This is a genomic window from Cupriavidus sp. OV096 (assembly GCF_900115455.1).
Taxonomy (GTDB): domain Bacteria; phylum Pseudomonadota; class Gammaproteobacteria; order Burkholderiales; family Burkholderiaceae; genus Cupriavidus.
In genome coordinates this window covers 64623-88678 of sequence record NZ_FOWM01000015.1, presented here as the reverse complement: position 1 = coordinate 88678, position 24056 = coordinate 64623, and the positions used below count along the sequence as shown (strand labels likewise).

At 67.8% G+C, this 24056-nt stretch carries 19 protein-coding genes; 13 read left to right on the top strand and 6 right to left on the bottom strand.

The window, feature by feature from the left end; translation table 11 throughout:
- Nucleotides 1–17 precede the first annotated feature (17 nt).
- Both BM115_RS24530 and BM115_RS24525 read right to left on the bottom strand, forming a co-directional pair.
- Nucleotides 18–1619 carry a gamma-glutamyltransferase family protein gene (locus tag BM115_RS24530; protein WP_092300653.1) on the bottom strand — a complete coding sequence of 534 codons (1602 nt, stop codon included), beginning with the start codon at nt 1617–1619 and terminating at the stop codon, nt 18–20.
- A 2-nt stretch (nt 1620–1621) separates the two neighbouring features.
- On the bottom strand, nt 1622–2671 hold the full coding sequence (locus tag BM115_RS24525) for a Bug family tripartite tricarboxylate transporter substrate binding protein (RefSeq protein ID WP_092300650.1): 1050 nt from the start codon (nt 2669–2671) through the stop codon (nt 1622–1624).
- 251 nt (nt 2672–2922) lie between these two features.
- Between BM115_RS24525 and BM115_RS24520 the strand changes: the two genes are divergently transcribed.
- Nucleotides 2923–3888, top strand: a complete 966-nt coding sequence (locus BM115_RS24520; protein WP_092300647.1) for a LysR substrate-binding domain-containing protein — start codon at nt 2923–2925, stop codon at nt 3886–3888.
- Here BM115_RS24520 and BM115_RS24515 read toward each other — a convergent pair whose 3' ends face one another.
- A complete protein-coding gene (locus BM115_RS24515; RefSeq protein WP_369823536.1) occupies nt 3889–4518 on the bottom strand; it encodes a uracil-DNA glycosylase family protein in 630 nt (209 codons plus the stop codon). It abuts the gene before it with no gap.
- Nucleotides 4519–4608: 90 nt separating this feature from the next.
- On the opposite strand from BM115_RS24515, the gene msrA reads away from it, so the two are divergent.
- The 11 genes from msrA (at nt 4609) to BM115_RS24460 (ending at nt 21559) form a co-directional block, all read left to right on the top strand.
- Nucleotides 4609–5115, top strand: coding sequence for a peptide-methionine (S)-S-oxide reductase MsrA (msrA, locus tag BM115_RS24510; RefSeq protein WP_092300641.1), 507 nt, complete (start codon nt 4609–4611; stop codon nt 5113–5115).
- 82 nt (nt 5116–5197) lie between these two features.
- Nucleotides 5198–6598, top strand: coding sequence for an FAD-containing oxidoreductase (locus tag BM115_RS24505; RefSeq protein ID WP_092300638.1), 1401 nt, complete (start codon nt 5198–5200; stop codon nt 6596–6598).
- A gap of 122 nt (nt 6599–6720) precedes the next feature.
- Nucleotides 6721–7044, top strand: coding sequence for a calcium-binding protein (locus tag BM115_RS24500; RefSeq protein ID WP_092300635.1), 324 nt, complete (start codon nt 6721–6723; stop codon nt 7042–7044).
- A gap of 21 nt (nt 7045–7065) precedes the next feature.
- Nucleotides 7066–7830, top strand: coding sequence for a bestrophin-like domain (locus BM115_RS24495; RefSeq protein ID WP_092300632.1), 765 nt, complete (start codon nt 7066–7068; stop codon nt 7828–7830).
- Nucleotides 7831–7883: 53 nt separating this feature from the next.
- Complete coding sequence (locus tag BM115_RS24490; RefSeq protein ID WP_092300629.1) at nt 7884–9854, top strand: alkyl/aryl-sulfatase; 1971 nt, start codon at nt 7884–7886, stop codon at nt 9852–9854.
- Entirely contained in the window at nt 9851–10441 is a 591-nt protein-coding gene (locus BM115_RS24485) for a hypothetical protein (protein ID WP_092300626.1), read from the top strand. The genes BM115_RS24490 and BM115_RS24485 overlap by 4 nt, the downstream gene beginning before the upstream one ends.
- A gap of 66 nt (nt 10442–10507) precedes the next feature.
- Nucleotides 10508–12205: an aspartate-alanine antiporter gene (gene aspT, locus BM115_RS24480; RefSeq protein ID WP_092300623.1), complete on the top strand. Its 1698-nt coding sequence runs from the start codon at nt 10508–10510 to the stop codon at nt 12203–12205.
- A 223-nt stretch (nt 12206–12428) separates the two neighbouring features.
- Complete coding sequence (uvrA, locus tag BM115_RS24475; protein ID WP_092300620.1) at nt 12429–18311, top strand: excinuclease ABC subunit UvrA; 5883 nt, start codon at nt 12429–12431, stop codon at nt 18309–18311.
- A gap of 126 nt (nt 18312–18437) precedes the next feature.
- Nucleotides 18438–18890: a short-chain fatty acid transporter gene (locus BM115_RS24470; protein WP_255370974.1), complete on the top strand. Its 453-nt coding sequence runs from the start codon at nt 18438–18440 to the stop codon at nt 18888–18890.
- A 293-nt stretch (nt 18891–19183) separates the two neighbouring features.
- Nucleotides 19184–20560 (top strand): MFS transporter, encoded by a 1377-nt coding sequence (locus BM115_RS24465; protein ID WP_092300759.1) that lies wholly within the window; start codon nt 19184–19186, stop codon nt 20558–20560.
- A 162-nt stretch (nt 20561–20722) separates the two neighbouring features.
- Nucleotides 20723–21559 (top strand): BON domain-containing protein, encoded by an 837-nt coding sequence (locus BM115_RS24460; RefSeq protein ID WP_092300614.1) that lies wholly within the window; start codon nt 20723–20725, stop codon nt 21557–21559.
- A 110-nt stretch (nt 21560–21669) separates the two neighbouring features.
- Here BM115_RS24460 and BM115_RS24455 read toward each other — a convergent pair whose 3' ends face one another.
- Complete coding sequence (locus BM115_RS24455) at nt 21670–21975, bottom strand: hypothetical protein (RefSeq protein ID WP_092300610.1); 306 nt, start codon at nt 21973–21975, stop codon at nt 21670–21672.
- 302 nt (nt 21976–22277) lie between these two features.
- On the opposite strand from BM115_RS24455, the gene BM115_RS24450 reads away from it, so the two are divergent.
- Entirely contained in the window at nt 22278–22820 is a 543-nt protein-coding gene (locus BM115_RS24450) for a malto-oligosyltrehalose synthase (protein WP_092300607.1), read from the top strand.
- Nucleotides 22821–22832: 12 nt separating this feature from the next.
- Here BM115_RS24450 and BM115_RS24445 read toward each other — a convergent pair whose 3' ends face one another.
- On the bottom strand, nt 22833–23333 hold the full coding sequence (locus tag BM115_RS24445) for a hypothetical protein (protein WP_092300604.1): 501 nt from the start codon (nt 23331–23333) through the stop codon (nt 22833–22835).
- A gap of 196 nt (nt 23334–23529) precedes the next feature.
- Entirely contained in the window at nt 23530–23889 is a 360-nt protein-coding gene (locus BM115_RS24440; RefSeq protein WP_092300601.1) for a hypothetical protein, read from the bottom strand.
- Nucleotides 23890–24056 lie beyond the last annotated feature (167 nt).

Sequence of the window (24056 nt, the reverse complement as noted above, 5' to 3'; positions counted from 1 at the left end):
ATGGCTGTCCGGCGGGGTCAGAACCCCACCGGATAGCCATCCTTGCGGGAATCCGATGCCGCCGCATAGCCGTGCGGCATTTTCATCGCCATCTGGGCCCCGCCGAAGTCGAGACTGTCGGCGGGTGCCTGCTCCACCTTGTGTCCCATGGCGCGCAGCCCCTCCACGGTGGCGGGCGGGCAATGGGCTTCCACGGCTACCCCCACGTTATCGTCCATCACGCGCCAGCGCGGCGCGTCGCTGGCGGCCTGCGGGTTCTGGCCGAAATCCGCCAGTCGGCTCGTCATCTGCACGTGGCCCTGCGCCTGCATCGACCCACCCATCACGCCGAACGACGCCAGCGGCGCACCGTCGCGCATCAGGAAGCCGGGAATGATGGTGTGGAACGGGCGCTTGCCCGGCGCCACCTGGTTGGGATGGCCGGCTTCCAGGCTGAAGCCCCAGCCCCGGTTATGCAGCGCGATGCCCGTGCCGGGCACCACCACGCCGGACCCGAAGCCTTTGAAGTTCGACTGGATGTACGACACCATCATCCCGTTGCGGTCGGCGGCGGTCAGGTAGACCGTGCCGCCCGTGTGCGGCTTGCCCGGGCCGGGATACGAGGCCTGGGCGGGGCGAATGGCGCGCGCGCGTTCGGCCAGATAGGCGGGATCGAGCAGCGCCTCGGGCGACACCGCGCCGGGCCGGCGCATGGCATCGATATCGCCCACATGGGCTTGCAGGTCGGCGAAGGCGAGCTTCATCGCCTCGATCTGCAGGTGCATGGTGCGGGCGCTATCGAGCCCGGACTCGGCAATATCCCAATGCTCGAGCATGCCCAGCGCCATCAGCGCGCCAATGCCCTGGCCGTTCGGGCCGATTTCATAGAGTTCCAGGTCGCGGTAGGCCATGCGGATCGGCTCGACCCAGTCCGCACGGTGGGCGGCGAGGTCGGCTTCGTCGATGCGGCCCCCGGTGGCGCGCGCGTGATCGGCAATCTTGCGCGCCAGTTCGCCGTGATAGAAGTCCTCCCCGCCGGAGCGGGCGATGCGCGTCAGCGTCTCCGCCTGCCCCGGGCAGATAAAGCGCTCGCCGGGCAGCGGCGCCCGGCCACGCGGGGCGAACGACTCGGCAAAGCCGGGCTCGTTGCGCAGCACCGGCACCTGCGCCTGCCACTGGCGATGGACCGTATGCGAGACCATGTAGCCATTGGTGGCGTACTCGATGGCGGGTTCGAACAGGTCCTCGAACGGCAGCGAGCCGAAGCGTTCCCACGTGGTGCGCCAGCCCGAGACCGCGCCGGGCACCGTCACGCTGTCCCAGCCGGTGAAGGGCATGGTGCTGTGGCGGGCGAACGATTCTGGCGTCCAGGCGCGCGGCGCGCGGCCGGAGGCGTTGAGGCCGTGCAGCGTCTCGCCGTCCCAGATCAGCGCGAAGGCGTCGCCGCCGATGCCGTTCATGCACGGTTCCACCACGGTCAGGGCGATGGCGGTGGCCAGCGCGGCATCCACGGCATTGCCGCCTCGCGCGAGCATGCGCATCCCGGCGGCGGCGGCCAACGGTTGCGACGTGGCGATCACATTGTCGGCAAGCACCGGCAAGCGGCGCGCCGTGTACGGAAAATCCCAGAAAGCCGTCATATTCAGTCCACCTTGACCTTCGCGGCCTGCGCCACCTTGGCCCAGTCGCGCATTTCCTCGTTGATCATGCGGCCGAACTTGTCCGGCGCCGAATAGACGATCTGCACGCCCTGGGCATCCATCGTGTCGACCAGATCCGGCTGGGCCAGCACGGCCTTGGTGGCGGCGGCCAGCTTCTCGATCACGGCCGGCGGAGTGTCCTTGGGCGCCACCAGGCCGAACAGGTTGTTGGCGCGGAAGTCCTGGATGCCGGCTTCGCCCATGGTCTGCACCTCGGGCAGGGACTTCACGCGCTGGTCGGAGGCCACCGCCAGCAGACGCAGCTTGCCCGCCTTCACGTGCGGCAGGGCCGAGGGAATGCTGTCGAACATCATCGCCGAGCGGCCCGCCATCAGGTCCGGCAGCGCGAACGAACTGCCCTTATACGGCACGTGCATCACGTCCACCCCCGTGCGCAGCCGGAACAGCTCCGACTCCAGGTGCGACAGCGTGCCCGACCCCTGCGAGGCAAAGTTGTACTGCCCCGGCGACGCCTTCAGGTATTTCACCAGTTCCGGCACGGTCTTCACGGGCAGCGTGGACGGCACCACGAGGATGTGCGGCACATTGCCGATGCCGGCGATCGGCACGAAATCCTTGGCGAGGTTGGCCGGCTGGTTGCTGTAGGTGACGGCGGCGATGGCGGCATTGCTGACGGCGGCCATGTAGAGCGTGTAGCCGTCCGGCGCGGCCTTGGCGGCGTAGCCCATGCCCAGCGCGCCCCCGGCGCCCGGGCGGTTTTCCACCACCACCGGCTGCTTGAGCACCTGCGAGAGCCGCGTGCCCACGGCGCGGGCCAGCACGTCGGTGGCGCCGGCGGGCGGGAACGACAGCACGAGCTGGATCGGACGATCCGGATACTCGGCGGGTGCGGCGAATGCGGCCGGTGCGGCCAGGGCGCCCGAGAGGCCGGCGGCGGCCACGAGCAGCGGCAGGGCGCGGTTCAGGATGGTGCGCGCATGCGCCGGGGCGGTGCGGACGGGCGAGGGAGACGGGAACGACGACTTCAACATGATGGGAGAGACTCCGAGGGCGATGGGTTGCGGAACATCTGACGCACCGGCCGCTGTCTCGCGGGCTCTGTCGCGCCTGTCATGCCAGGGGCCGCGCGCCTTGGGGCGGCCTGCTGTTGGGAGTGGGATCGATTCTAGGCACGGTCCGTGCATCATGGGATGCAAATTGGCCATGAACCTATGCGAAACCGGAATAGGGATGTCTCATCCGGGCGCCGCAGGCATCCGTGGCCCGGTCATGGGGTCGCATCATGCAGTTGAAATGGATCGAAGACCTGCTCGTGCTGGAACGCACGCGCAGTTTCTCGCGTGCCGCCGAGTTGCGGCACATCACGCAGTCGGCGCTGTCGCGCCGCATCCGCTCGCTGGAGGACTGGGTCGGCGCCGAACTGGTGGACCGCAACACCTACCCGCTGGCGCTGACACGGGCCGGCGCGGCTTTCTGCGAGACGGCCGGGCAGGCGGCGGACCTGCTGCTGGACGCCCGCGCCGCGTTGCGGCGCGAGGCGTCGCTGCCTGGCAATGCCATCGACATCGCCGCCGGGCACACGCTCTCGCTGGCCTTCCTGCCGGCCTGGCTCAAGCGCTGCCAGCAACGCTTCGGCGACTTCCACGCGCGTGTGGTGGCGGCCAATGTGCTGGACGCCGTGGTGGCGCTGTCCGAAGGCCACTGCGACCTCATGCTCGGCTACAACCACCCGCGCGTGCCGGTATCGCTCGATGCGGACCGTTTCCTGAGCCTGACCGTGGGCGCCGACACGCTGCTGCCGGTCTCGGCCCCCCGGCCCGATGGCCGCCCGCGCTTCGCCGTGCCCGCCGCCTCCCCGGGCGACGCGCCGCCCATCCCCTTCCTGGCCTACACCCCCAACACCACGCTCGGGCGCGTGCTCGACACCGTGCTGGAGACGCACAACGCGCACCGGGGGCTGGTGCGCTGCTACGAGGCCGACATGGCCATGCTGCTGCTGAAGATGGCGACCGAGGGCCACGGGCTGGCGTGGCTGCCGTTGAGCACCGCCGCCGAGGCGCTGGCCGACGGCACGCTGGTGCATGCCGGCGATGCGTCCTGGTACGCGGAACTCGAGATCGTCGCGTTTCGGCCCGTAATCAGCAGCAATCCCACGCTGCTGGAGTTCTGGCGGATGCTGGAGACGCCCGGGTCGGCCACGCCCCGGTTGGTGTCGTCGCGACCGGCGGTGCTGGCTTCCGCCGCGTAGTTATCCAGCGAGTTGCTCCCGCACGGCGGCTTGCAGCGCGGGCAGCAGCTCGGCTTCGAACCACGGATGCTGGCGCATCCATCCCACCACCCGCCAGGACGGATGCGGCAGCGGGAACACATGCGGCCCGGCTGCGCGGAAGTTGCGCACGGCGTCCGTCATCGATCCGCCGGCACCCTTCGGCAGATAGCGCGCCTGGGCGTAGCTGCCGACCAGCAGCGTCAGGCGGTCCGGCGGCAGGTGTTCCAGGATGGCCTCGTGCCAGAGCGGCGCGCATTCGCGGCGCGGCGGCAGGTCGCCGCTGGGCCCCTTGCCCGGATAACAGAACCCCATCGGCATCAGGGCCACGCGGCTGGCGTCGTAGAACACCTCGGGGCTGAGGCCGGTCCAGTCGCGCAGGCGGTCGCCGCTGGGGTCGTCGAATGGCACGCCGCTGGCGTGCACGCGCGAGCCCGGCGCCTGGCCGATGATCAGGATGCGTGACGTGGCGCTGAACTGCACCACGGGGCGCGGCCCGGCGGCGAGGTCGGCCGCGCAGCGCGTGCAGGCGGCGATCTCGTGGCGCAGGCGCTGCACGGCATCGGGTGCGAAACCGGGGGAAAGACCCGGTGAGTAAGGTGGGGACGGCATAGCCATTCTGCGAAATTCCTGAGGCATGCGTATATTACTGGTCGATGCGCCGGCGCTCTCGCCGGCCGCCCGAATGAAAGGATCAGACGTATGACGACGCAAACCGAAACCGCCATCCTCGCCGGCGGCTGCTTCTGGGGCATGCAGGACCTGCTGCGCCGCTATCCGGGCGTGCTCTCCACGCGCGTGGGCTACTCCGGCGGCGATGTGCCGAACGCGACCTATCGCAACCACGGCACCCACGCGGAAGCCATCGAGATCGTGTTCGATCCGAAGCAGATCAGCTTTCGCCAAATCCTCGAATTCTTCTTCCAGATCCACGATCCGACCACCAAGAACCGGCAAGGCAACGATGTCGGCACCAGCTACCGCTCCGCCATCTTCTATATGGATGACGAGCAGAAACAGGTGGCCGAGGACACCGTGGCCGACGTGGACGCCTCCGGGCTGTGGCCGGGCAAGGCGGTCACCGAGATTTCCCAGGCCGGCCCGTTCTGGGAGGCGGAACCCGAGCACCAGGACTACCTGGAGCGGCTGCCGAATGGCTATACCTGCCACTTCGTGCGCCCGAACTGGAAGCTGCCGGCGCGCGTGTAATGCGTGTAATGCGTGTAATGCGTGTAGTGCCCCAGTTGTAAGTTCGGCGACCATGCGGCCGGCGGGCCGATGAGGAGGCTGTATGTCGGATTCCCCTGAAATCTTCGACGCCATCATCATCGGCACCGGCCAGGCGGGCCCGTCGCTGGCGGGCCGGCTGACGCAGGCGGGCATGACCGTGGCGATCATCGAGCGCCATCAGGTCGGCGGCACCTGCGTCAACGTGGGCTGCACGCCGACCAAGGCGCTCGTCGCCAACGCCTATGCGGCCCATCTGACGGCGCGCGCCGCCGACTACGGCGTGATGCTGCCGGGGCCAGCCCGCATCGACATGGCCCGGGTCAGCGCCCGCGTGGCGGAGATCAGCGGCAAGTCCCGCACGGGGCTGGAAGGCTGGCTCGGGGGCATGCAAGGCTGCACGCTGATCCGTGGCCACGCCCGGCTGGAGAGCCCCCGCACCGTGCGCGTGGGCGACCGCCTGCTGCGCGCGAACAAGATCTTTCTCAATGTGGGCGGCCGTGCGCTGGCGCCCAAGGAAATCGGCGGGCTGACCGAGGTTCCCTATCTGACGAATACGAACATGGTGGCGATGACCGAGGTGCCCGGGCACCTGATCGTCATCGGCGGCAGCTATGTGGGACTGGAGTTCGCGCAGGTATTCCGCCGTCTCGGCGCGCAGGTCACGGTGGTGGAGCGCGGCCAGCACCTGATTGCGCGGGAAGATCCGGACGTCTCGCTGCAGGTGCGGGAGATCCTGGAAGCGGAAGGCATCCGCATCCGCTGCGGCGCGGAGTGCATCCAGCTTCACCCGCATGCCGAAGGTGCGGCGGTGGGCGTCAGCGGCCCGGGCTGCCCGGCCGGCGCGGAGCAGATCGCCGGCACCCACGTGCTGCTGGCCGTGGGCCGGCGACCGAACACCGACGACCTGGGCCTCGACAAGGCCGGCGTGGCCACCGATGCGCGCGGCTATATCGATGTCGACAACCAGCTCCGCACCAGCGTGGACGGCATCTGGGCACTGGGCGATTGCAACGGGCGCGGCGCCTTCACCCACACCGCCTACAACGATTTCGAAGTGGTGGCGGCCAATCTGCTCGATGGGGCCCAGCGCTCCGTGGGTGACCGGATTCCGGTCTACGCGCTGTTCACCGATCCGCCGCTCGGCCGCGTGGGCATGACCGAAGCCCAGGCGCGGCAGGCCGGCCACAGGGTGCGCATCGGCATGCGGCCCATGACGCGCGTGGCGCGGGCCGTGGAGAAGGGCGAGGCGCAGGGCTCGATGCGGGTGGTGGTGGATGCCGATACCGACCAGATTCTCGGCGCCGCCATCCTCGGCCCGGGCGGCGACGAGGCGGTCCATATGGTGCTGGCCGCGATGGCCGGTGGCATGACCGCCACGCAGATGACCCAGACCATGGCCATCCATCCGACCGTATCGGAGTTGATTCCGACAATCTTTGGGGAGTTGTCGAAGCCCCGCTGACTCCCGACTATTTTCATATCTGACGCAAAAAGTCTAACTACGAGACCGCAATTCGCTGCGATAGAGTCACACAGGCTGTGGCGCCCCAAGCGCTGAATACAAAACACACCTGGGAGACAACCATGACTTCGAAATTCGTAGCCGTTGCGTGCCTTTCGGCGATTGCCGCCTTCATGTCCACGGCCGCCAGTGCGCAGCAGCAAAAACCGGCCAACGCGCAGGAGGCCAAGGCCGCCTTCGCCGAGAAATTCAAGGCCGCCGATACCAACCAGGACGGCAAGTTGAGCCGCGAAGAGGCCGAGGCCGGCATGCCGGAAGTCTTCAAGAATTACGACAAGATCGACACCAAGAAGACCAATGGCATCACGCAGAAGCAGATCGGGGCCTACTTCGCGGCGCGCGCCAAGCAGCAGAAAGCCGCGCGGGATCCGGGCAGCCTGAACTGACGGCTTCCGGGCCATCGTCCCATGACCTACCTCACCAGGCATCCGGCCATCCTCTTCCTGGCCATGATCGTGCTCATGGCGCTGGCGGCGGGGATCGGATTCCTGGTGCTGCGCCGCATCAGGCCGATGGCGGACGACAGCCGTGACGACTTCAATATCGTGCAGGGCGCCACGCTCACGCTGCTCGCCCTGCTGATCGGGTTCACGCTCTCCATGGCGGTCGGCCGCTATGACCAGCGCAAGAACCTGGAGGAAGAAGAGGCCAACGCGATCGGTACCGAATTCCTGCGGGCCGAGCTGGTGGAGGGGCCGGAGACCGCGCAGATCAGGGCATTGCTGATCCGCTACCTGGACCAGCGCATCCTCTATTACCGCACGCGCGAACCCGACGCCCTGCAGAAAATCGAGCATGCCACGGCACAAATCGGCGACGACCTGTGGAAGGTGGTGCGCGGCGTGGCGCGCGACAGGCCCACCCCGATCACGTCGCTGGTGGTGTCGGGCATGAACGACGTCCTCAATTCCCAGGGCTATACAGAGGCCGCGTGGCTGAACCGGATCCCGGTGTCGGCCTGGTGCCTGATGATCGTGATTGCGTTCTTTAGCAGCCTGATGCAGGGCTATGGCGCGCGCACCAAGAGCGCCAAGGCCGCCCTGTTGCTGGTGCTGCCGATGACGATATCGCTGTCACTGGCGCTGATCGCGGACATCGACAGCCCGCGCGGCGGTTTGATTCGTGTCCCACCCCAGAACTTGCACAACCTGGAGACCGCGCTGAAGCGCTAGGGTCTGGCGGTTGCCGTTGTTTGATTGGTTTGTCCTAACCGGGAGTGCCAGCCATGAAATTCGCCCCTCTCCTCATCGCCGCGACGACATTGGCGTGGACATCATCGGGGTGGGCCCAGGCCCAGCCCATTGGCGGCAAGCCCGCGACGGCAGCGACCAAGGCAGCGAACGCGGCCGTGCTGAACGAACTCCCTTTCAACGACAAGGCCGACTTCGAGGATGCCCAGCGCGGTCTGGTGGCCAAGCCCGACACGCTGACCATCCGCAATGCCAAGGGCGACGTCGTCTGGGACCTGGAAGCCTACAAGCAATACATCGGGCTCGACAAGGCCGCGCCGGACACCGTCAATCCGAGCCTGTGGCGCAACGCCCAGTTGGGCATGCAGAACGGACTGTTCAAGGTGTCGGACCGGATTTACCAGGTGCGTGGCTTCGACCTGTCGAACATCACCTTCGTGCAGGGTGACACGGGATGGATCGTGCTGGACCCGCTGATCTCGGCCGAGACGGCCAAGGCGGCGCTGGAATTCGTCACGAAAACCCTCGGGCAGAAGCCGGTGGTGGCCGTGGTGTACAGCCACTCGCACGTGGATCACTACGGCGGCGTGCGCGGCGTCGTGAACGAAGCCGATGTCCGGTCCGGGAAGGTCAAGATCTTCGCGCCGGAAGGCTTCACGGAGCATGCGGTCAGCGAGAACGTCATCGCCGGCAATGCGATGGGGCGCCGCGCCGTCTATATGTATGGGGCGCTGCTGCCCCGCAACGCGCGCGGTGGCGTGAACGGCGGGCTGGGGCAGACCGTGTCGACCGGCGACGCGGGGCTGATCGTCCCCACGGACATCATCAGCAAGACCGGCACCGAGATCACCGTGGATGGCGTGAAGATGGTGTTCCAGATGACGCCAGGCACCGAGGCGCCGTCCGAGATGAACACGTTCTTCCCCCAGTTCCGGGGCATGTGGATGGCCGAGAACACGACCAACACCATGCACAACATCCTGACGCTGCGTGGCGCCCAGGTGCGCGACGCGCTGAAGTGGTCGAGCTACCTGAACGAGACCATCGACACCTACGGCAAGGATGTCGATTTCAAGTTCCAGGCCCATCACTGGCCGATGTGGGGCAACGCCAAGATCATCGACTACTGGAAGAAGCAGCGCGACCTGTACAAGTACACGCATGACCAGTCGGTCAACCTGATGAACAACGGCTACACCGGGGAAGAAATCTCGGAGATGATCAAGCTGCCGCCGGAGCTCGACAAATTCTGGCCGAACCGGGGCTATTACGGCACGCTGCGCCACAACTCCCGGGCGGTCTACCAGCGCTACATGGGCTGGTACGACGGCAATCCGTCCGACCTCAACAACCTGCCGCCAGAAATGGCCGCCAAGAAATATGTGGAGTACATGGGCGGCGAAGCGGCGGTGCTCAAGCGCGCCAGGGCGGATTTCAGCAAGGGCGACTATCGCTGGACGGCCGAAGTCCTCAAGCATGTGGTGTTCGCCAACCCCAACAGCAAGGCAGGCAAGGACCTGCTGGCCGATTCCCTCGAACAGCTGGGATACCAGGCAGAGAGCGGGCCATGGCGCTCGGTCTACCTGATGGGCGCCTATGAACTGCGCAATGGCGTGCCCAAGGCCGGCGGGACGACGACCGCGAGCCCGGACACCATCAAGGCGATGCCGCCGGAGATGCTGTTCGACTATCTGGCGGTTCGCTTGAACGGGCCGAAGGCCGCTGGCAAGAAGATCGGGCTGAACCTCGACTTTACCGACCTGAAGAAGCAGTACGGGCTGGCGGTCGAGAACGCGGTGCTGAACTATGGCAAGCCGCTGGCGCAGCCCGACGCAAAGATCACGCTCTCGAAAGCGACGCTTGACGCCATCCAGCTCAAGGAGACCACGATCGAGAACGCCATCGCCAAGGGCGATATGAAGGTGGAGGGCCGCCGCGAGGCACTGAGCGAGTTCCTCGCCCTGCTCGACACCTTCCCGTTCTGGTTCAACATCGTGACGCCATGAAGACGACGACCGCGGTGTTGATGGCCACGCTGGTAGCGTGGCTTGGGGCCCTCCCGACGACGGTGGCGGCGTGCGGCTCCGACTTCGTGCTGGGAGATGAAGTCGGCGCCGCGCATCCGGCCTCCATTGGCGTGGCCTTCGCGCTTCACGATGCCATTGGCGCGGGCAGGTTGCCAGCTGCCGAAAGCAATACCGGCGCGCAGGCGCGAGAACGTGCGGACGATGCGGCACATAGGCTGGAGCAGCGGCTCGCATCGGCCGGGCCGAAGCTGCCGCCGATGGCGCTGCTGCAGGTGGAGTCGCGGCTCTGGACGCGATATGGTGCGGCGAGCCGCCGGCACGCCGCCCCCGATGCGCATCACGACGCGGGCCCGGCCGATGGCGACGTGGTCGTGGTGACCGGGGAACCCGTGCTGCGCGCCTTGCTGGACGGCCGCATCGGCTGGGCGCAGGCTGTGGATGCCGGACTGGTCGTAGTCGTGGGCGAGCCCGCCGCCCAAACCCGCGTGGCGACGGTGCTGGCGGCGCGATTTGCCATGGCGGGTGGATCTTCGCTGGCGAGCCATGTAGCGAGCAGCCGGCGCTAGTCCGCCCCCCGAAGCACAATCGTCGCACGGCGAGCATTGCAATCGCCGGCCGCTGGAGAGGTCACCATGCAATGTTCGGTCGGAATCTTCAACGACGTGCCGATGGCGGTCCTGTTCGTGACCGTCGGCCTCGGCTATGCGGTAGGCAAGCTCAAGATCGGGCCGATCGGGCTCGGCGGGGTGTGCGGCACGCTGATCGTGGCGCTGTTGATCGGGCAGACCGGCTGCCAGCTCCACGGGGAACTGAAGGAGGTGGCCTTCGCGCTGTTCATCTTCGCGATGGGCTATTCCGGCGGCCCGCAGTTCTTCGCCAACCTGAACCGCTCCAGCCTGCGCTTCATGGTGCTGCCGCTGATCGAGGCGATTGCCGTTATCTCGATCGTGCTGACCGCCACGCGGATGATGGGCCTGGACCCCGGCACGGCGGCGGGGCTGGCGGCCGGCGCCGCGACAGAATCGGCCGTGGTCGGCACGGCGGCCGAAGCGCTCAAGCACCTTGGCCTGGGCGCGGCGGAAACCACGCGGATGGAATCGAACATCGCCACCGCGTACACGCTGACCTATCTGGTCGGCCTCGTCAGCATTGTCTTCTTCACCAGTCAGGTCGCGCCGATGCTGTTGCGGCTCAACCTGAAGACGGCGTCCCGCGAGCTCGCCACCCGGCTGGAGGCCGCCTCGGATGACGACGTGGCCACGCAACCGGCGCTCCCGCGTCTGGTAGGCCGCGCCTATCGCGCCGAAGGGGCCGCCGGGCTGACCGTCGGCCAGCTTGAACGCCAGATTGGCGGGCGCACCCTCGTCGCGGGCCTGTTTCGCGGCAATGAGGCCGTCACGGCGGATCCCGACCAGAAGATCGAGGCGGGCGACATCGTCGCCCTGATCGGCGTGCGCGAGCGGCTGGTCAATGCGGGCGAACGGGTCGGCGTGGAGGTGTTGCCGCCGGCGGCCCACCACGATGTGCTCCAGCTCGACGAACGCCAGGTCATCGTCAACAAGCCCGGTCTGAACGGCCGCACGCTGGGCGATCTCGCCCGGGCGGCCACGCAGCGGCATATCCGCTTCGTCTGGGTGCAGCAGATCATGCGCTCCGGCATGAGCCTGCCGATTACGCCGGCGACGCAGTTGCTGCACGGCGACCGCCTGACGCTGGTCGGCACCGACCCGGCGCTGAGCGCGGCCGCGCAGGAGCTGGGCACGGCCGTGCGCCACGTGGACACCACCGATCTCGTCTTCCTCTGCGTGGGGATCCTGCTGGGTCTGCTGGTGGGCATGCTGTCCGTGACCGTGTACGGGATTCCGATCTCGCTCGGCAGCGGCGGCGGGGCGCTGCTGAGCGGGCTGGTGTTCGGCTGGATCAACTTCAAGCGGCCCGGGCTGGGGGACATGCCGCCGGCTGGCGTCCAGTTGCTGAAGGACCTCGGCTTGGCGATATTTGTCGCCAGCGTGGGATTGTCGGCGGGGCCGGATGCCATCACGCTGGTGCGCGAGCATGGCGCGATGCTGCCGCTGGTCGGCCTCGCCGTGTCGCTCGTGCCGGCTTGCCTGTCGCTATGGATCGGCCACGTGTTCCTGAAGATCGAGGGCCCGTTGCTGATTGGCGCCATCGCCGGGCAGCACGTGAGCACGCCGGCGATCAGCGCCATCCTGGCCGCCAGCCAGAGTTCGGTGCCGCTGCTCGGCTATACGGTGACCTATGCCATCGCCAATGTGATGCTTCCCGTACTCGGGCCGATCATCGTGGCGCTGGCCTACCGGCTGGGGTAACCGCCGCCCTCCCAGATTTTCTCTCTCCCTCCGCTGCGCACTCTGCCGCAGCAAGCCGCGCTCCACATACTGTACGTTTGTACAGTATAGTAGCGCCACACCAGACCCCGCCGGGGCCTGCGAAGCCATCGTAATTCGCCGAGCCGATCGGAGTACGATGGTGGGCTCCGGCGGTGCGTCCGCCCCCTGCATTGCGCTTAACCCATTGATTTGCGAGGCAAAATTGTCCGACCATGGCCTGATCCGCATCCGCGGCGCCCGTCAGCACAATCTCAAGAATATCGACCTTGACCTGCACACGGGCCAGATGACCGTGGTAACGGGCCCCTCGGGCTCGGGCAAGTCCAGCCTGGTCTTCGATACGCTCTACGCGGAAGGCCAGCGCCGCTACGTGGAGACCTTCAGCGCCTACGCGCGCCAGTTCCTGGACCGCATGGACCGTCCGCAGGTGGACAAGGTGGACGGCGTGCCGCCGGCCATCGCCATCGACCAGACCAACCCGGTGCGCAGTTCCCGGTCCACCGTCGGCACGATGACCGAGCTGAACGACCACCTGAAGCTGCTCTACGCGCGCGCGGCCGAACTGTTCGACCGCCAGACGGCGCTGCCGGTGCGTCATGACTCCCCCGAGACCATCTACGCCGAACTGGCCGCCCGCACCGCGCCCGGCCAGCCCTTTGCCGACGCCCGGCTGGTGGTGACCTTCCCCGTGGAACTGCCGGCCTCGGCCACCGAGGAAGAAGTGGCGCAATGGCTGTCCGTCAGCGGCTACACGCGCGTGCACGGCCAGCGCGTGGTCGAGTCCGCCACCGGCAGCCGCAAGGTGCTGGACGTGGTGGCAGACCGCTTCCGCATCGCCAATGTGGACAAGGCCCGCGCCGTGGAGGCCATCGAAGCCTCCCTCAAGCGCGGCGGCGGTCGCGTGAGCGTGCAGGTGGTGACCGACGCCGGCGACGGCCCGGTCTGGCGCTTCTCCACCGGCCTGCACAGCCCGGAAAGCGATATCCGCTACGCGGACCCGCAGCCGGCGCTGTTCTCGTTCAATTCCGCCTATGGCGCCTGCGAGACCTGCCGGGGCTTCGGCCGGGTCATCGGCGTGGACCTGGGCCTGGTGATTCCCGACAGCCGCAAATCGCTGCGCGACGGGGCGATCAAGCCGATGCAGACGCCGGCCTGGAAGGAATGCCAGGACGACCTGATGCGCTACGCCGCCCGCGCCGGCATTCCGCGCGACCTGCCGTGGAACCAGCTCAGCGAGGCCGAGCAGCACTGGGTCATCCACGGCTCGCCGGACTGGAACGGCCAGTGGAACAAGCAGTGGTACGGCGTGATGCGGTTCTTCAGCTACCTGGAATCGAAGGCCTACAAGATGCACATCCGCGTGCTCTTGTCGAAGTACCGCAGCTACACGCCCTGCGAAACCTGCGGCGGCGCGCGCCTCAAGACCGAATCGCTGCTCTGGCGCCTGGGCGACAAGGCCAATGCAGACGCCGTGCTCCAGCCGGATTACCGCTTCCTGCCGCGCGGCGTGGACTGGGATCGCACCCAGCTGGAGGCGCTGCCGGGCCTGACCGTGCACGACCTGATGCTGATGCCGATTGCCCGCATCCGCCGCTTCTTCGACGATCTGACGCTGCCGAGCGCCTTGCTCGACGACGCCCTCAAGCTGCTGCTGGCCGAGGTGCGCACGCGCCTGAAATACCTGTGCGACGTGGGCCTGGGCTACCTGACACTGGACCGCCAGAGCCGCACGCTGTCTGGCGGGGAGGTCCAGCGGATCAACCTGACCACGGCGCTGGGCACCTCGCTGGTCAACACGCTGTTCGTGCTCGATGAGCCGAGCATCGGCCTGCATCCGCGCGACCTGAACCGGATCGTCGAGGCGATGCATCGGCTGCGCGACGCCGGCAACACGTTGGTGGTGGTGGAGCACGACCCCTCGGTCATGCTGGCCGCCGACCGGCTGATCGACATGGGCCCCGGCCCTGGCGAGCGCGGCGGTGACATCGTCTTCGACGGCACGCCGGCGGCCATCCGCCATGAACGCACGCTGACCGGGGACTACCTCGGCGGGCGGCGCCTTGTGACGGATGCGTCGCACTGGCAGGCGCGCAAGGTCGATGCGGACACGCCGCGCCTCCGGCTGGAAGGCGCCACCGAGCACAACCTGCGCGATGTCAGCGTCGAGATTCCGCTGAACCGGCTGGTCTGCGTGACTGGCGTGTCCGGCTCGGGCAAGTCCACGCTGCTGCAGGACGTGCTGTACCCGGCCATGGCGCGCCATTTCGGCAAGGCCACCGAGTCCCCCGGCGCGTTCCGCGACCTGATCGGCGCCGAGCAGGTGGATGACGTGGTCTTCGTGGACCAGTCGCCCATCGGCAAGACCGCGCGCTCCAACCCGGCCAGCTACGTGGGCGCGTTCGACGAGATCCGCAAGCTGTTCGCCCGCGCGCCGCTGGCGCTCCAGCGCGGCTACACGGCCGGCACGTTCAGCTTCAATTCGGGCGACGGGCGCTGCCCGACCTGCGGCGGCTCGGGCTTCGAGCACGTGGAGATGCAGTTCCTGAGCGACGTTTACCTGCGCTGCCCCGATTGCGACGGCACGCGCTATCGCGCCGAGGTGCTAGAGGTGAAGATCGCCCGCGCGGTGCGCGGCCAGCCGTCGCGCCAGTTGAGCGTGGCCGATGTGCTGGAGCTAACCGTCAGCGAGGCGACGGCGCTGTTCGCCGACGATGCCGCCGTCCTGCGCGTGTTGGCGCCGATTGCCGACGTCGGCCTGGAATACGTGAAGCTGGGCCAGCCCGTGCCGACGCTGTCCGGCGGGGAGGCCCAGCGGCTCAAGCTGGCCGGCTTCCTGGCCGAGACCGCGCAGACCCAGCCGGTGAAGAACCGCAAGGCGGTGATCCTGCCCCGGCGGCTGTTCATGTTCGACGAACCCACCACCGGCCTGCATTTCGACGACATCGCCAAGCTGATGCGCGCGTTCGGCAAGCTGCTGGACGGCGGCCATTCGCTGATCGTGATCGAACACAACCTGGATGTGATTCGCGCGGCGGACTGGCTGATCGACCTGGGCCCGGAAGGCGGCGACGCCGGCGGCGAGGTGCTGTGCGTGGGCACGCCCGAGGACGTCAAGGGCTGCGAACACTCGCATACCGGCCATGCGCTGATCCAGTATGACCAGGCCATGGGCGAGGCCGGCACGCTGGCCGCCGAGCGCGCCGAGATGGCCGGGCACGGCCTGCCGCTGCAAGCCGCGCTGCAGGCCAAGCGCGCGCGCCGGGCCATCGAGGGCGAGGGAGTGGTGCGCATCGTCAACGCGCACGAGCACAACCTGAAATCGCTGAATGTCGACATCCCGCACGGGAAGTTCAATGTGATTACGGGCGTCTCGGGCTCGGGCAAATCCACGCTGGCCTTCGACATCCTGTTCCACGAGGGCCAGCGCCGCTATCTGGAATCGCTGAATGCCTATGCGCGTTCGATCGTGCAGCCGGCCGGGCGGCCGGAGGTGGACGCGGTGTATGGCATTCCGCCGACCGTGGCCATCGAGCAGCGGCTGTCGCGCGGTGGCCGCAAGAGCACGGTGGCGACGACCTCCGAGGTCTGGCATTTCCTGCGCCTGCTGTACGTGAAGCTGGGCATCCAGCACTGCGTGCATGACGGCGCGCCGGTGACGTCGCAGAGCGCGGCGTCCATTGTGGCGCAACTGCTGCGCGACCATCGCGGCCAGCATGTGGGTCTGCTGGCGCCGCTGGTGGTGAACCGCAAGGGCGTCTATACGGATCTGGCCAAATGGGCCAAGGCGCGCGGCAACACCCACCTGCGCGTGGACGGCGAATTCCTGCCGGTGGACCCGTGGCCGCGCCTGGACCGCTTCCGCGAGCACACCATCGAACTGCCGGTGGGTGACATCCTGATTTCGGCGGATAACGAGGCGGCGCTGCGCGCGCTGCTGGACCAGACGCTGGAGGTGGGCAAGGGCGTGATGCACCTGCTGGCGCCGCTGGATGGGCTGCACGACGCCATCCATGATGGCAACGGCACCCGCCACGTCGGCGAAACCAAGGTGTTTTCGACGAAGCGCGCCTGTCCGGTCTGTGGCACGAGCTACCCGGAACTCGATCCGCGCATGTTCTCGTACAACAGCAAGCATGGCTGGTGCACCACCTGCGTGGGCACGGGGCTGGCGCTGACCCGCGAGCAGCGCGCGGCATACGACGACACGGTGCTTGGCGCCGACGACAACCGCGGGCGCGAGCAAAGCCTGCCGTCCGAGGAGCAGGAGCCGGAAGGCGTGGGCGATACGCCTTGCGCCGATTGCAGCGGCACGCGCCTGAACCCGGTGGCGCGCGCGGTGACCTTCGAGGCCAGCGCGATTACCGATGTCGCCCAATGGACCGTGTCCGATACGCGGCGCTGGGTGGACGGCCTGCGGCTCAAGGGCCGCGATGCCGAGATCGCGCGCGACGTGGTGTCGGAAATCGCCAGCCGGCTGCAGTTCCTGGAGGAAGTGGGGCTCGGCTACCTGAGCCTGGACCGGGCCGCGCCGAGCCTCTCGGGCGGCGAGGCGCAGCGCATCCGCCTGGCGGCACAGCTCGGCAGCAACCTGCAGGGCGTGTGCTACGTGCTGGACGAGCCGACCATCGGCCTGCATCCGCGCGACAACCAGATCCTGCTGGACGCCCTGCGCAAGCTTGGCGACAAGGGCAACACGCTGGTGGTGGTGGAGCATGACGAGGACACCATCCGCCGTGCCGACCACATCATCGATATTGGCCCCGGCGCCGGCAAGCGCGGCGGGCATCTCGTGGCGCAGGGCGGGGTGGCGGCGCTGGCCGCCGCACCGGACTCCACCACGGGCCAGTTCCTGGCGCGGCCGATCATCCATCCGCTTCAGCCGCGCCGCGCGGTGCGGCCGGCGCGCGCGGGCCGGGAAGCCGAGCCGGCGCAATGGCTGACCGTGGAGGGTGCGCATCTACATAACCTGCGCCATGTCACGGCGCGGATTCCGCTGGCGCGTCTGGTGGCGATTACCGGCGTGTCCGGCTCGGGCAAGTCCACGCTCGCGCGGGACGTGCTGATGACCAACCTGCTGGACGCCGTGGGGCGCTCGGTAATGTCGTCGCCGGCCACGCGCCGGGCCCGGGCTGCCGCCGAGAAGGCCGGCAAGCCTACGGCCACGCGCGCGCTGAATGTGGCGCATGCGTGGCATGGCTGCACGTCGATCAGCGGTTGGGAGTCCATCGATCGCGTGCTGGAGGTCGACCAGACCCCCATCGGCAAGACGCCGCGCTCGTGCCCGGCCACCTATATCGGTGTCTGGGACGCGATCCGGAAGATGTTTGCGGAGACGCTGGAGGCCAAGGCGCGCGGCTACAGCGCCTCGCGCTTCTCGTTCAATACCGGCGACGGGCGCTGCCCGGCCTGCGAGGGCCAGGGCGTGCGCACCATCGGCATGAGCTTCCTGCCCGATGTGAAGGTGCTGTGCGACGTCTGCCATGGCCAGCGCTTCAACCCGGAGACGCTGGCGGTGACCTGGCGCGGCAAGAACATCGGCGATGTACTGACCATGGAGATCGACGAGGCGGTGGAGTTCTTCGGCGCCATCACGCAGATCGCCCATCCGCTGCAACTGATGAAGGATGTCGGCCTCGGCTACCTGACGCTGGGGCAGCCATCGCCCACGCTGTCTGGCGGGGAGGCGCAGCGGATCAAGCTGGTGACGGAGCTGTCGAAGGTGCGTGACGACATCACGCGCCGGGGCCAGAAGGCGCCGCACACGCTGTATGTGCTCGATGAACCGACCGTGGGCCTGCATATGGCCGATGTGGCGCGGCTGATTCGCGTGCTGCACCGGCTGACCGATGGCGGGCACAGCGTGGTGGTGATCGAGCATGACCTCGACGTGATTGCCGAAGCGGACTGGATCATCGATCTCGGCCCGGAGGGTGGGGCGGCCGGCGGCACCATCGTCGGCGCGGCGGACCCGGAGACGCTGTCGCGAAACGCGGCGAGCCATACCGGCGCGGCGCTGGTGCCGGTGCTGGCGCGCGAACCCCACGAAGGCGCCGAGCAGGAAAAGCGGGGGATCGCAGTGGAATGAGGGTGGAATAAGCGTGAATGTGATGAAAAAGACCTGATCCAGGTTGCTCCCACTGCATTCCTGGCATAGAGTCGTTCCGATATCCCCGTCATCCGACGGTCCGTAGCCGATACCGGAACCGACCCGATGCCCCGTTTTTCATCACGCTTTCTTTCTCGTTTCTCTGATGTGCCGTTGGCCAGCCTCGGGCTGGCCACAGTCGCCTTGCTGGCGGCGTGCACCACGCCGCCCCCGGCCCCGCCGCAGCGCATGCCTGCGTCACCCTCCACCACGATTACACCGGCGCCGGGCGTCACCTATGGCGGCTCCGGTGGCCTGAGCCGTTCGCAGATGGAAGCCGCCGGCAACGCCTGCGAAAAGGCCGTCACCAACGCGGTCAAGCAGCGCTATCCGCAGCCCGGCAGCGTGATGATGATGCCGGACCGTGAACGAATCTATCAGCAGACCAGCACGCAAACCGGCGTCAACGGCGAGGGCACCTTCGAGCCCGATGCCTCGGACTCGGCCATGGCCTTCCGCTACACCTGCCTGTTCAACACGCGCACCAGCCGCGTGGACGACGTGCAGATGCGGTACTGAATCGTTGACTTATCCAGCATTTCGCTGATATCGCGCCGCTAACGGTGGGAAACCTCTTCCCATCGGCCGCGATCTCCCGGCAACTTCCCTCTGATCTATTAAGCGGACGCTGAAGCGGCTTCAGCAGGCCCGCGCGTTTTCCCGTATTGTCTCGATCTGGCGACATGGACGGCCCCCCGTCCGGCGCCTTCGCCCCGATCGCCCCTACTGGTAATCCGACCGTGCAGACCCCCGCCAGCCAGCCGTCCTCCGCGCCGCCCAGCCCGGCCACGCAGCCCCCGCTCGACAACGCCATGACGCCCCGCGAGAAGCGCGGCATGGCGGCGATCATGATCGCGGTGGCGCTGGCCACGCTCGACACGGCCATCGCCAATACCGCGCTGCCGGCCATCGCGGCGGACCTGCGCAGCACCCCGCAGGCCTCAGTCTGGATCATCAACGCCTACCAACTGGCGATGGTGGCCACGCTGCTGCCGTTCGCCGCGCTGAGCGGCATCGTCGGTCACCGGCGCATGTATCTGAGCGGGGTGATCGTCTTCGTCATCTCGTCGGTGATCTGCGCCATGGCGTGGTCGCTGCCGTCGCTGGCTGCCGCGCGGGCGCTGCAGGGCATCGGCGCCGCCGCCATCATGAGCGTGAACACGGCACTGATTTCCGCGATTTTTCCGATGCACCGGCTTGGGCGCGGGCTGGGGCTGAACGCGTTGATCGTCGGGGTGTCGTTCGCGGTCGGGCCGACCGTGGCGTCCGTCATCCTCTCGTTCGGCACCTGGCCGTGGCTGTTCGCCGTGAACCTGCCGATCGGGCTGCTGGCGCTGTCCATCGGCTGGCGCTCGCTGCCGGAGAGCAAGCGCAGCACGCATGGCTTCGACCCCGTGGCGGCCATCCTCAACGTCATTACCTTCGCGGCGCTGATCTTCGCGCTCGGCGAGGGCGTGCAGCGCGAGCCGGTGGAATACGTGGTGGCAGCCGCCGTGGTGTTCCTCATCGCCTTCGTGCTGCTGCTGCGCCGCGAACGCGGTCATCCGGCCCCGATGCTGCCGGTGGACCTGTTCCGTCGGCCGATGTTCGCGCTGTCCACGCTGACCGCCGTCTGCTCGTTCGCCGCGCAGGGGCTGGCCTTCGTGTCGCTGCCGTTCTATTTCGAGCATGTGCTGGGGCGCAATCCGGTGGAAACCGGCTTCCTCCTGACGCCGTGGTCCGCCGTGGTCGCGCTGATGGCGCCGCTGGCGGGGCGCCTGTCTGACCGCTATCCGCCCGGCCTGCTCGGCGGGGTGGGGCTGGCCGTCATGGCGGTCGGCATGGCGTCGCTGGCGATGATGCCGGCGGATGCCAGCGCGCTGAACATCGGCATCCGCATGGCGATCTGCGGGGCTGGCTTCGGTTTCTTCCAGTCGCCCAACCTCAAGGCACTGATGGGCAGCGCGCCGCGCGAGCGCTCGGGCGGTGCCAGCGGGGTGATTGCCACGGCGCGCCTGATCGGTCAGGCCACGGGCGCTGCGCTGGTGGCGCTGTCGTTCAGCATTGCCGGCGAGCATGGGCCGACCCTGGCGCTGTCGCTCGGCGCCGGTTTTGCCGGGCTGGCGGCCATCGCCAGCGGCCTGCGGCTGGTGACGCCGCAAAGTGCGGACAGCGCGGACAGCGCCGCGATGCGGGCCGCCGGCAAATAATCAGGAAATAAGCGGCGCCGCTTTGTGCGCGCACAGCTTGTAGAAACTGCATGCCGTAGGTGGATGATTCGCCATACCGGGCGCCTGCCGCGCTCGGTATGAAACTTGCCGCTTCTTCCGTATCGGGGCCGCGTCTCGCGCCCCAGCCCATGGAGGAACGCAATGAAGCGATCAGACGACTATGGCCGACGCCGGTGGCCGGACCAGCGTTACGGCGGCTCGGAGCAAGGCTACGGTCACGTACCGGGCGATGATCGGAACTGGCGGGAACGCGACCTGTCGGGCGGCCGGTACGGCAACACGCGCGACCGCAATCCCTATGACGCCAGCGACAACGGCTGGAACGCGCCCGACGACAATGTGCGCGACGATGGCGCCTGGCGGCGCGGCCGTACGGCATGGGGCACGGAATCGGGCCGGCAGGGCAACCAGGCACGTGGCGGCCCGGTCTACTATCCAGCCCGCTCCACCTACGACGAGAACCGCGACGAAAGCACGCCGCACAACCGCGGCTACGTGACCGCCTACAGCAGCGGCTATGAGGATGGCTATCAGGCCGCCTCGCGCTCGCCCGGCACCACGCCCGCCCGGCGCGCCGACCCCAATCCCCCTTACGAGCCCTACCAGCCCCAGCCCCAGCCCCAGCGCGGCTACGAGGCCGAGGCCGGCCGCAACTACCGCCAGCGCTCACGCGGTGACCAGTCGTTCGGGCAGGAGCGGTCGCCCTATGGCTATTCGCGCCGGGTGGGACCGAAGAACTACACCCGTACCGACGAGCGCATCCGTGAGGAACTGTGCGAGCGGCTGGCCCATCAGTCGGGCCTCGACGTGAGCGAAGTGGACGTCACGGTCATGGGCAGCATCGTCACCCTGACCGGCTCGGTGGACAATCGGCGCATCAAGTACGAGGTGGAAGACATTGCCGATGACACCTTCGGCGTGACGGATGTGATCAACAAGCTCCACATCCGGCCGTATGGCGTGCTGGCCTCGGAATAATCGAACTAGTGTCGAACTAGTGTCGAACTAGTCCCATTTGCCCCCCTCGCGAAAGACAATGCCCCGGTTCGCCGGGGCATTTTTCATGGGATGGCCCGGAGACGGGCACCCTAGAGATCGCTGCCGTTCGGCGGATTTTCCATGCGCTTGTCGGTCTGGTCGGCCCGGTCGACCGGGGTGTCGGACGGCAGGGACTCGGCGGCGCGCTGCACTTCGTCGGAGATCTCGTCCTCGGGGTTGTCTTCCTCGGCCACGTGGAGGTCGCGCTCGGCCTGGCCCAGCTCCCGTTCCAGGTCGCTGGCATCGGTGTCCAGGTTGGGATCGAGCGTGCTGGGGATGCTCTCGGGGTCGCTGGCGCCGGTCTGGTCCCCTCGTCGGGAGGGCGTGTCATGCGGATGGCGGGACGTCTTGCTCATGATGGGGCTCCTGATGATCGATTCATGGTCGGTTCACATGTCCTTCGACAAGAAGGGCGGCAAGTTGCATGCCAGTCGGCACATCCCGCTCGGCGGGGCGGCCGGCATGCGCAACGGCAGGGGCGAAGGTTTAGGGTTTTCACCAAGACCCGCCGCCGCCTATAGTTCCAGGCAGGGGACCGCGACACACATTCGCCACGCAGACCGTCCGCCAGAGGCTGGAATGCCAATTGCTCAGGGATGGTAGGCTGCGTGACCTACGCGGTGCAGGGCACCGCCAGGCGTCAGCCAGGGAGATCACGATGAACTTGTCCGGCATCCTGGTGACGATGAGCCTGGCCTCGTCGGTAGCCGTCTCCTCCACGCCCGTGGAAAAACAACTGCTCTCCATCAGTCCGCGCGACTTCGCCCACCAGTTCAACGCCGTGGCGACGGGCGCCGGGTCTCGCCTCGCGCTGCCCGATTTCCGCGCCAAACCCGGCTGGCATCGCGCCAAGACCAGCGAGGGCATTTCCGTGCTCGTGCGCGCGGCCCACACCGGATACGCCATCGACGAGGTGGTGGTGGTCTGCCGCGCCGTGGAACAGTGCCTGATGACGATCTGCACGGCCGCGCTTGCCATCGACGCCACCGTGGACCCGGTGCTGCTCCAGCGCTTCATTGCCGCGCGCATCGCCGCGCAGTTGGGCGAGGTGGCCCTGGTCATGTCGGGTCTGGTGTACCTGGTGGTGTCGCCCAAGGACGACGACTATGTGGCGCTGGTGATCCGGCCGTACCAGCCGCAGCAGGAACTGACCGCGCCGCGCCAGGCGGGGCTGCTGCGCGCCGGCTATCCGCAAGGTTAGGGCGCTGCCCTCCTAGTGCAGCGGCGGACTCATCCGCCGCGACGTCATGCCTGCGGCCCGCGCGGGAGAGAACTCGGCTACGCGATGCTCGAGCAGCCGCTGCAATTCCGTGGCGCCCCGGTAGTAATGGGCGAGCAGCAACCGCAGGTCCGGATCGTCGATCGGCTCGCGCAGCAGTGCGCCATAGGCGCTGGCCGCGCGGCCGGCCTGTTGTGCCGCGTGGCGCAGCAGCAGCAACTCGCCGGCGTCCGGCGAGGGCGTGCCGGGGCTGCCCGGCGTATCGCGCCGCGGTGGGGGCACGGCAGAGCCGTGCGATGTACCGTGTCCGTCGCCCAGACTGGCGCCGGCCCGGACGGCCAGTTCGGCTGCCGCACAGCGCTGCATGTTCGCCCGATGCGCCAGCACGGCGCGCATCTGCGGGTCAGACGCCGCAGCGGCCACGGCGGACAACGACTCTGCGCACGACTGGGCATGGCGGCTCAGTCGGGCGAGTGTAGTAGTCAATGCATCCATCTACGTCTCCGTCATGTCCTTGCAGTTGTCTTGTCATGTCTCACTGTAGGAGACGGTAGCCGTTCCGGGACCAAAGCCCTATCCATATCGCCCTGAAATTTCGTGCAGATCTGAGTTGAATGCACGCAAAACGCCGCCCGCCTGCAAACGCAGGGGGCGGCGCGGGTGATGACCGGTCGGCGGGCTTGGCGCGAACTTAGCGCTTGGTGCCCGGCGCCGGGTCCGGCGAGTCACCCTTCGGGCCGGATGGTGCGTCGGCGGTCGGCACCGCGGGGGCGCCTTGCTCGCGCGGCTTCTTCGAACGTGCCGTGGAGTCCTTCTTGGTGGTCGTGCTGTCCTTGTGCATGGTCGAGCCGCTGCTCATCGTGCCGCTGCTGCCAGGTTGGGTGGCAGAGGGCAAGGTGCCGCGCTGCGTGCTGGGGCCTTCAGGGGCCGGCGGCGCGCTCGGGTTCGGCACGTTCGGCGAGACGGGGGCCTGGCCGCCCCCCTGGGCCATGGCAGGCATCGCGATCAGCGCGCTGAGGGCGAGGGCGGTTGCGGTAAGCGTGCGTTTCATGTCGGTTTCTCCAAGATTGTGTCCTCACGGTAGTTCCACGATATTCGGGCCGGCCGCCTGCCACTTGGGGGCGATGCCTGAAACGCATGTAGGACATCGACTACTTTGCCGCCGGTGCTGGGTTTTGCACGTTTTATATCGGCATGTAAAAGGGGAAAGGTCGGAGA

What these genes read in the sequence shown, in the direction of transcription:
- BM115_RS24530 (WP_092300653.1), bottom strand. Translation starts at nt 1,619, where the DNA reads ATGACGGCTTTCTGGGATTTTCCGTACACGGCGCGCCGCTTGCCGGTG.
- BM115_RS24520 (WP_092300647.1), top strand. Translation starts at nt 2,923, where the DNA reads ATGCAGTTGAAATGGATCGAAGACCTGCTCGTGCTGGAACGCACGCGC.
- BM115_RS24515 (WP_369823536.1), bottom strand. Translation starts at nt 4,518, where the DNA reads ATGCCGTCCCCACCTTACTCACCGGGTCTTTCCCCCGGTTTCGCACCC.
- BM115_RS24460 (WP_092300614.1), top strand. Translation starts at nt 20,723, where the DNA reads ATGAAGCGATCAGACGACTATGGCCGACGCCGGTGGCCGGACCAGCGT.
- BM115_RS24495 (WP_092300632.1), top strand. Translation starts at nt 7,066, where the DNA reads ATGACCTACCTCACCAGGCATCCGGCCATCCTCTTCCTGGCCATGATC.
- BM115_RS24470 (WP_255370974.1), top strand. Translation starts at nt 18,438, where the DNA reads ATGCCCCGTTTTTCATCACGCTTTCTTTCTCGTTTCTCTGATGTGCCG.
- BM115_RS24485 (WP_092300626.1), top strand. Translation starts at nt 9,851, where the DNA reads ATGAAGACGACGACCGCGGTGTTGATGGCCACGCTGGTAGCGTGGCTT.
- BM115_RS24525 (WP_092300650.1), bottom strand. Translation starts at nt 2,671, where the DNA reads ATGTTGAAGTCGTCGTTCCCGTCTCCCTCGCCCGTCCGCACCGCCCCG.
- BM115_RS24505 (WP_092300638.1), top strand. Translation starts at nt 5,198, where the DNA reads ATGTCGGATTCCCCTGAAATCTTCGACGCCATCATCATCGGCACCGGC.
- BM115_RS24490 (WP_092300629.1), top strand. Translation starts at nt 7,884, where the DNA reads ATGAAATTCGCCCCTCTCCTCATCGCCGCGACGACATTGGCGTGGACA.
- BM115_RS24500 (WP_092300635.1), top strand. Translation starts at nt 6,721, where the DNA reads ATGACTTCGAAATTCGTAGCCGTTGCGTGCCTTTCGGCGATTGCCGCC.
- msrA (WP_092300641.1), top strand. Translation starts at nt 4,609, where the DNA reads ATGACGACGCAAACCGAAACCGCCATCCTCGCCGGCGGCTGCTTCTGG.
- BM115_RS24455 (WP_092300610.1), bottom strand. Translation starts at nt 21,975, where the DNA reads ATGAGCAAGACGTCCCGCCATCCGCATGACACGCCCTCCCGACGAGGG.
- BM115_RS24445 (WP_092300604.1), bottom strand. Translation starts at nt 23,333, where the DNA reads ATGGATGCATTGACTACTACACTCGCCCGACTGAGCCGCCATGCCCAG.
- BM115_RS24450 (WP_092300607.1), top strand. Translation starts at nt 22,278, where the DNA reads ATGAACTTGTCCGGCATCCTGGTGACGATGAGCCTGGCCTCGTCGGTA.
- BM115_RS24465 (WP_092300759.1), top strand. Translation starts at nt 19,184, where the DNA reads ATGACGCCCCGCGAGAAGCGCGGCATGGCGGCGATCATGATCGCGGTG.
- BM115_RS24440 (WP_092300601.1), bottom strand. Translation starts at nt 23,889, where the DNA reads ATGAAACGCACGCTTACCGCAACCGCCCTCGCCCTCAGCGCGCTGATC.
- aspT (WP_092300623.1), top strand. Translation starts at nt 10,508, where the DNA reads ATGCAATGTTCGGTCGGAATCTTCAACGACGTGCCGATGGCGGTCCTG.